General features: G+C 51.2%; 9 protein-coding genes. 6 read left to right on the top strand and 3 right to left on the bottom strand.

Annotated elements, in window-relative coordinates; translation table 11 throughout:
- Positions 1–133: 133 nt before the first annotated feature.
- Positions 134–310 (bottom strand): YjfB family protein, encoded by a 177-nt coding sequence (locus tag AB4Z33_RS30050; RefSeq protein WP_442053416.1) that lies wholly within the window; start codon positions 308–310, stop codon positions 134–136.
- A gap of 173 nt (positions 311–483) precedes the next feature.
- Between AB4Z33_RS30050 and AB4Z33_RS30055 the strand changes: the two genes are divergently transcribed.
- From AB4Z33_RS30055 to coaD, 3 genes are all read left to right on the top strand, one after another.
- The gene (locus tag AB4Z33_RS30055) at positions 484–609 is read left to right on the top strand and encodes a hypothetical protein (RefSeq protein ID WP_442053417.1); all 126 of its coding nucleotides are present in this window, start codon (positions 484–486) and stop codon (positions 607–609) included.
- A gap of 129 nt (positions 610–738) precedes the next feature.
- The gene (gene rsmD, locus AB4Z33_RS30060) at positions 739–1,335 is read left to right on the top strand and encodes a 16S rRNA (guanine(966)-N(2))-methyltransferase RsmD (protein WP_442053418.1); all 597 of its coding nucleotides are present in this window, start codon (positions 739–741) and stop codon (positions 1,333–1,335) included.
- Positions 1,322–1,831, top strand: coding sequence for a pantetheine-phosphate adenylyltransferase (coaD, locus tag AB4Z33_RS30065; protein WP_442053419.1), 510 nt, complete (start codon positions 1,322–1,324; stop codon positions 1,829–1,831). The genes rsmD and coaD overlap by 14 nt, the downstream gene beginning before the upstream one ends.
- Positions 1,832–1,836: 5 nt before the next feature.
- Here the strand turns inward: coaD and AB4Z33_RS30070 are convergent, their stop codons facing one another.
- Positions 1,837–3,072, bottom strand: a complete 1,236-nt coding sequence (locus AB4Z33_RS30070) for a nucleoside recognition domain-containing protein (protein WP_442053420.1) — start codon at positions 3,070–3,072, stop codon at positions 1,837–1,839.
- A 157-nt stretch (positions 3,073–3,229) separates the two neighbouring features.
- On the opposite strand from AB4Z33_RS30070, the gene AB4Z33_RS30075 reads away from it, so the two are divergent.
- Positions 3,230–4,291 carry a S16 family serine protease gene (locus tag AB4Z33_RS30075; protein WP_442053421.1) on the top strand — a complete coding sequence of 354 codons (1,062 nt, stop codon included), beginning with the start codon at positions 3,230–3,232 and terminating at the stop codon, positions 4,289–4,291.
- Between the two features lie 19 nt (positions 4,292–4,310).
- Here AB4Z33_RS30075 and AB4Z33_RS30080 read toward each other — a convergent pair whose 3' ends face one another.
- The gene (locus tag AB4Z33_RS30080) at positions 4,311–5,555 is read right to left on the bottom strand and encodes a nucleotidyltransferase (RefSeq protein WP_442053422.1); all 1,245 of its coding nucleotides are present in this window, start codon (positions 5,553–5,555) and stop codon (positions 4,311–4,313) included.
- Positions 5,556–5,714: 159 nt separating this feature from the next.
- Between AB4Z33_RS30080 and AB4Z33_RS30085 the strand changes: the two genes are divergently transcribed.
- Both AB4Z33_RS30085 and rpmF read left to right on the top strand, forming a co-directional pair.
- The gene (locus tag AB4Z33_RS30085) at positions 5,715–6,227 is read left to right on the top strand and encodes a YceD family protein (protein ID WP_442053423.1); all 513 of its coding nucleotides are present in this window, start codon (positions 5,715–5,717) and stop codon (positions 6,225–6,227) included.
- A 34-nt stretch (positions 6,228–6,261) separates the two neighbouring features.
- A complete protein-coding gene (gene rpmF, locus AB4Z33_RS30090; RefSeq protein WP_116043433.1) occupies positions 6,262–6,435 on the top strand; it encodes a 50S ribosomal protein L32 in 174 nt (57 codons plus the stop codon).
- Positions 6,436–6,573: the final 138 nt, after the last annotated feature.

Raw genomic sequence — 6,573 nt, forward strand, 5'->3', positions numbered from 1 at the left:
GCATAACACCGCCTGCAGAATAATTCACATTATCAAATCCTTTCTCAATGTTCTAGTTGAAATCGGATAATTAATAATGGATTATACGAAAATTAACAATTTTGGTTTCGGGAGGAAGACAGGACATGAAGGCTTATACGCTTATGTCTAGATTTCCGCCTAAGTTTGGTTGCACGCTAAGTTCCATCATTTTCACCAACTGTTGAACTTGCTCGGTAGATTGCTCGGTAGCCATTTTAAGAACACTGATTCCAACAGCTTGAGATAGATTGCTCTGGGTTAGGGATACGGATAACGCCGCGATGTCCATTTACTGCCTCCTTCATTATGATACTTCACATTATTTATCGGAAGTTGCAGGTGCAATTCTTAACTTCGTTTGGGATCGAAAGCTAAGGATTGTAATGTAGTGGCTCAAATGCGGGCGGAATATAAAAAGAATTGCACAAAAAAATCGGGCATCCCTTTCGGGATGCCCTTTTCATGGGAGAGGAGAAACCGGACGAAGAGCTTATGGGGAAACGTAAGTCTTCTCCGCGGTTGTCTACGGCATCTTGCGACGCCGATGACATTATCTTGTCCGCTTTGTGGGGGAATATACATAATTAGGACAAAAAAGTTGAGCGAAGCTTGTAGATAGTCTCAAAATCGCACATCTGCCTGCTTTTCAACGGCTTTATCTCCAAAGGGAATGTATGGTACGATAGGCGGGAATGAGACAGAAGGGGGCAATTGCAAGTGAGAGTCATTGCGGGCGAGGCTAGAGGCCGCACGCTGAAAGCGGTGCCCGGCGTGAATACGAGGCCGACGACCGACAAGGTGAAGGAAGCGATATTCAGCATGATCGGTCCTTATTTCGACGGAGGAACAGCGCTTGACCTGTTCGCCGGTACGGGARGACTTGGGATCGAGGCGTGGAGCAGAGGCACGGAACGTGTCATCTTCATTGATCGGGAAAAAATCAGCATCGATATTATCCGTCAGAACATACAGACAGCCGGCATGGGCAGCGCGGCGGAAATATACCGCAACGACGCGGAGCGCGCGTTGAAAGCGCTGGCGAAGCGTGAGCTGACGTTCGATCTTGTTTTTCTTGATCCGCCATACAAGCTAACGACGATGGACGAGCTTATGGGAGAGCTGGCAGCGAAAGGCATGCTTGAAGAGGCGGCGGTTATTGTCGTTGAGCATGATTCGTCGGTACGGTACCCGGAAGCGATGGAACATTTTGACCAAATCAAATACGCCAAATACGGAGATACTGCCGTGTCCATATACAAATACTACAGCCAGGTCAGCCATGACGACAGGAGTGAGACCGATGTTAACGATTAACACAGGCAACGAGAGAGTGGCGGTATACCCAGGCAGCTTCGATCCGGTTACATACGGGCATCTAGACATAATTCGAAGATCCGCCAAGCTTTATGATCGCTTGATTGTAGCGGTACTGAACAATACGAGCAAAAACCCGCTGTTCACAGTAGATGAGCGGAAGCAGCTGCTAGCGGAGGTTACACAAGATTTGCCTAACGTTGAGATTGACAGCTTCCGCGATCTTCTCGTTCGTTATATGAAGTCGAGACAGGCGAATGTCATAATTCGCGGCATCCGGTCGGTAACGGACTTCGAGTACGAGCTGCAGCTTGCGTCCACGAATCATTTGCTTGATGGCGAGATTGATACCGTATTCATGATGACGAATCCGAAGTATTCGTATTTGAGCTCCRGCATTGTGAAAGAAATCGCGCAATTCGACGGCGAAGTGAAGGAGCTTGTGCCTCCTGCGGTTGAACGCGAATTAAGGAAGAAGTATAACGCCCGCAAATAAGCGTATTAGCGTCTTATACGCCGAGCACGCCAGCGAGGCGAGGCAAGGTGCAATAGCGTGAAGACTGCGAGCAGCAGCATGCTGGCTGTGATGGAATAGGACCATAACATAGGCATGTCGCTTACAGTCATAGCTGACATACCGCCCCAAGCTCCTTCGGTCTGATTAGGGCTGAATACGGGGAACGTCCCGGGAGGCGTTACATAGCGCAGCAAGGCTGACATTGGATTCCATAGCAGCAGCATGAGCAAAAAAGCAGCAACTGCGTGCATCATGCGGAACGCGGCGAAGGGCAGCAGTCTCAAATCGGTCCCCGCAATCGTATATCCCGTCTGCAAAATACCGCCAAGACCGCTCCAGGCCAATACCGCTGCAATAGCCGCGGCATTCATCAGGCTTCCGCCAACAGGGCTTTCCCAGATTGCGGCCGCGTAAGCGCCAATATGGCCTTCGAATAGCGCTGGCCCGATGAATGGGGCATTCAGTTTCGTTAGGATTGGTGAGAACAACGGCTGTGCGAGCTTTGCGAGCACGGAGGCGAAGATCATGAAGCCGCCGATCATAAGCAGCTTCTGTACGCTTGCGGTTACAGYGTCGCCAAGCACTTTGCCGAAGCTGCGGCCGTCTTGGTCTCTGCCAAGCTGCATAGCTGCTCCCAACTGCCCCAATAGCCTGCTTTGCTGCGTCTTATCAGGGGAAGCTGTCTCTATGGAGGGAGCAATTACATTATTTTTTGCTCCGATATTTGCAATGGACAATAGAAGCAGCAGGAAGAGAGCAGACAGCCAAACGGCTGCTGCTATCATAATGCCGACAATCGGTTTATGAAGGAAGCCTGCACCGATGACAACGAGCATGAATAGCGGATTAGGCATATGCGCGATGGCGAGCAGGCGTTGGCCTTGCGTTTGGTTGACTTTATTTTGTTTGCGCAGAGAGGCTGTTGCTTCCGCTCCCGCAGGATACCCGCCCATCCAGCCAAGCGCAATGGCGTGCGCCGCCTCGCCAGGCAGCTTGAACAGCTTGTTCATAGCTGGACTTAGCAGGGCGCTAGTGACATGAGCGAGCCCGAAGGCGGTCATGAGCTCGAACAGGACGAGAAAAGGCAAAATGCCGGGAAACACAATGTTCCACCAAACGGTCAGTCCTTGCAGCGACGCTTGGAAGGCGGCATCGGGCTGTACAATAATCGTACCGACAAGCAGGATGGAAATGATGGCGATCAGTATCGTTTTGGCCATAGCCGTTCAACTCCTAGGACAATCTGTTCGTATAAGTTAATTAGTACGCTTATGGCGCAGCAGATAGACCAAGCAAGGACATGGATGAACGACCGCACGACTAGAGAGCTGTAACCGAGAGGAAGTCAGGTACAGAGGAATAGGAGGCTTGCTTCTTGTGAATAGGCAGGTTTCGGATTTAAAACGGATAACGCTTGTTGCGGTTGCGACGGCGGCAGCCATGTGGATTCTGTTGTATGCGCCAACACCTTATGTCGTCTATGAGCCGGGTATTGCAACACCGGTAGCCCCGATGGTGGCAGTTGAGCAGGGAGATGCCGAAGGGAACGGAAGCTTCCTGCTCACCGCGGTTAAACTAAGCGATCCTAATTTCTTCAACGTCCTGCGTTCGGCATGGGACAAGGATGATGATATCCTCATGAAGAAGGATGTGTTCAGGGGCTATACGCAGCAGCAATATGCAGACCGGCTTTCCGTCATTATGGAAGGCTCGCAAAATAACGCAGTCGAAGCTGCCTACCATCATTTGAATTTATCCTATACGATCGAAGTACAAGCGATCATCGTGTCGGATAATGCCTCCCAGGTCGAAGAGGGAAAGAGCTTATTCCAAACCGGCGACAAGCTGATCGGAATGACTGGCGGTCCGCGATTTGAGAATGCGGCCGATATGCTGGACAAGCTGCGTAACGTAGAGGAAGGCAGTCCGTTAACGGTCGAAATAGAGCGCAGCGGCGCGCGAATGCAGGTGCAACTGGATGCGGCTCGTCTTGGTTCAGGCTTAACGGAAGAGCGGTTGCCTGCTTTGTTCGGAGCATCTGGGCTTACGGAGCTTAGAGCGCTAGAGCCAACCGAAACGTGCGACCGGCTTACGATAAAGGCGGGAGACATTGGAGGGCCGTCAGCCGGTCTCGTATTCGCTCTGCAATCGATTGATTTGCTGACTGAAGGCGATCTAACTGGAGGAAGCCGTATCGCTGCTACAGGCACGATTACGCCAGAGGGCAAGGTTGGACCGATAGGCGGTATTAAGCAGAAGGTCGTGATCACAAGCCGGGAAGGCGCGCAGCTGTTCCTCGTTCCGGAAGGCAATTATAAGGAAGCGACTGCGAAGGCGAAGCAACTCGGCACGGCGATGAAGATTGTAGAGGTTACGGATCTTGAGGATGCGCTTGGCAAAATAAAGCAGTTCAACGCTGCCGCAAGCGGCGGCCAGTAAAAAAGAAGCGCGTCATCCTTTACAGGATGACGGGCTTCTCCTTGAAATCTCTGAACAACGCTTCAGACGGAACGGTGTCACCGCGGCCAAGCATGTACACGGCGCTTGCCCTTGTGTCGAGCTCTAAGTAGGAATAAGGCTCGGGCGCCCTGGCAGCGCTAAGCAGCACAGGCAGCGAAGAAGTTGTTCTCATGCGGCGCAGCAGCTGCTTGCCCTTCTCAGTGAAGCCAAGAACGCGAATGTACTGAACGCCGGAGGCTAGCTTCTCTGTTGTGAAGGACGGCTTCTCATGTCCGAGAAGCACCGACAGCAGCGCGCGTTGCAGACGCGTTCGTGTGTATCGTTTTGTTTTGAGCATGACCAGCAGCTCCTCGAACTGCATCGAGGTCAGCTCCGGGAGCGTACGGAGCAAACGATGCTCCATTCCTTCCGATATGTCCCGCAGCTCGGCAAGTTGACTGGCGGAGCGGGTCACGGTCTGATGCAGCAGCGGCTGCATGAAGTTGGTCCAACTGATCGGGCAATGACCGGCCGACCATTGCTCTTCTATGATATGATAGGTCGATGATGGAACGTATGCGCGAATAGGTGCCAGATTACGTTCCTCGAGCAGCAGCTTGCGAATAGCAGTCGCGCTGGCAATCTGGCTGTCCGAGATCGTCTGATCATTGTATTGCGATTTCTCGCGGGCGATCGTGAACGGCTGCATTCGGCCCTCCAGTCGCCGCAAGGCTAGCAAATAATGAAGACCTAGCGTATGATTAGGCTGGGCGAATGGAAATGAAGCCGTATCCGTATGGCCCTGCTCCGATAAATAAGCGGCGACGGCCGCGCTGTATGCGTTAGGGTAATTCACTCCCGTATCGAGCAATTGCTTCAGCGATGCACGGAAGTCCGGCGGCTCGTCTGCCAGCAAATCGGCTGCCTGTTGCAATGGAGCAAGCTCGCCGCTCTCTGTGCCGAAGCAGAAGGCGTCTACGACGCCTGTCGCCTCGAGCAGAGCAACTGCGCCGTAAGCGAACCATTCTGCGGCATGCGTGGCGTAGGCGACTGGCAGCTCGATGACAAGGTCGCAACCGCCCTCCAGCGCCATACGTGTGCGTGACCATTTATCGAGCAGCGCGGGTTCGCCGCGTTGTAAGAAATTACCGCTCATGACAGCGACTACAGTATCGGCGCCCGTTATTTTGCGCGATTGTTGTAAATGATAATGGTGACCGTTGTGAAACGGATTGTATTCGACGATGAGTCCTACCGTACGCATCCTCTAACCTCTCTCTGTTAAATCTTGGTCGTCCTATCATAACATAGAGAGGCGCGCCATACACGGCCGCATAGTGGATAAACGAAATAACCGTGTGAAAATGTTGACAAAACGGTAGGCTGATAGATATAATAATCTTTGTTTGTTTGGGGTGATCTGATGCAGTTTCATATTCAAGAAACGATGTCCAAAGGTCTAAAGTCGACGATCAATGAACAATTGGACGTCAGCGACCTATTTCAAGGACGCCAAGATGTTATTCGTACTGGGCCGCTTCACGTCTCGCTTCAAGTAACCGGCAATGAAGGCTTCATTTCGGTTGATGGAGAACTTTCCATCGATCTGGAGCTGGCTTGCTCGCGTTGCCTTGATCCGACAAGTGAGCATACGGTCATTCCGTTCTTCGAACAATTCAAGCCTGCTTCGGGTGACGAAGACAAGGATGAGGAAGAAGAGAGTGACTTCATCGAAGTAAGCGGAGAACGACTGGACTTGAAGCCTTATCTCGAAGAAGCGCTTCTGCTGTTCATGCCATTCGCGCCGCTTTGCAGCGATGATTGTAAAGGTCTATGTCAAGAATGCGGACAAAACTTAAATGAGCGCACATGCAGCTGCAAGACGGAGAAGATTGACCCTCGATTTGCAGCGCTGAAGGATCTATTTAAGGAATAACGGCTCGATTGATTTTGTGAAGGAGGTGGGAAATATGGCAGTACCTCAACGTAGAACGTCCAAAACTCGCCGCGACAAACGTCGTACGCATTTCAAGCTCGCAATACCGGGCATGGTGAAATGTGAGCAATGCGGAGAGCTGAAATTGGCTCACCACGTATGCAAAGTTTGCGGATATTACAAAACAAAAGAGATCATTTCCCAATAAGAATGATTTCAATAATAGCACTTCATCTCGCGATGAGGTGCTATTTTTTTTCTCCGTTCATTGCGCTTGGGCCATTTTTTTTATATACTCATATTTAGTACCTGGTGATAATATCTGCTTTCATACATATACTAATCG

Origin of the sequence: Paenibacillus sp. 2TAB19 (assembly GCF_052115185.1) — a bacterium.
Classification (GTDB): domain Bacteria; phylum Bacillota; class Bacilli; order Paenibacillales; family Paenibacillaceae; genus Pristimantibacillus.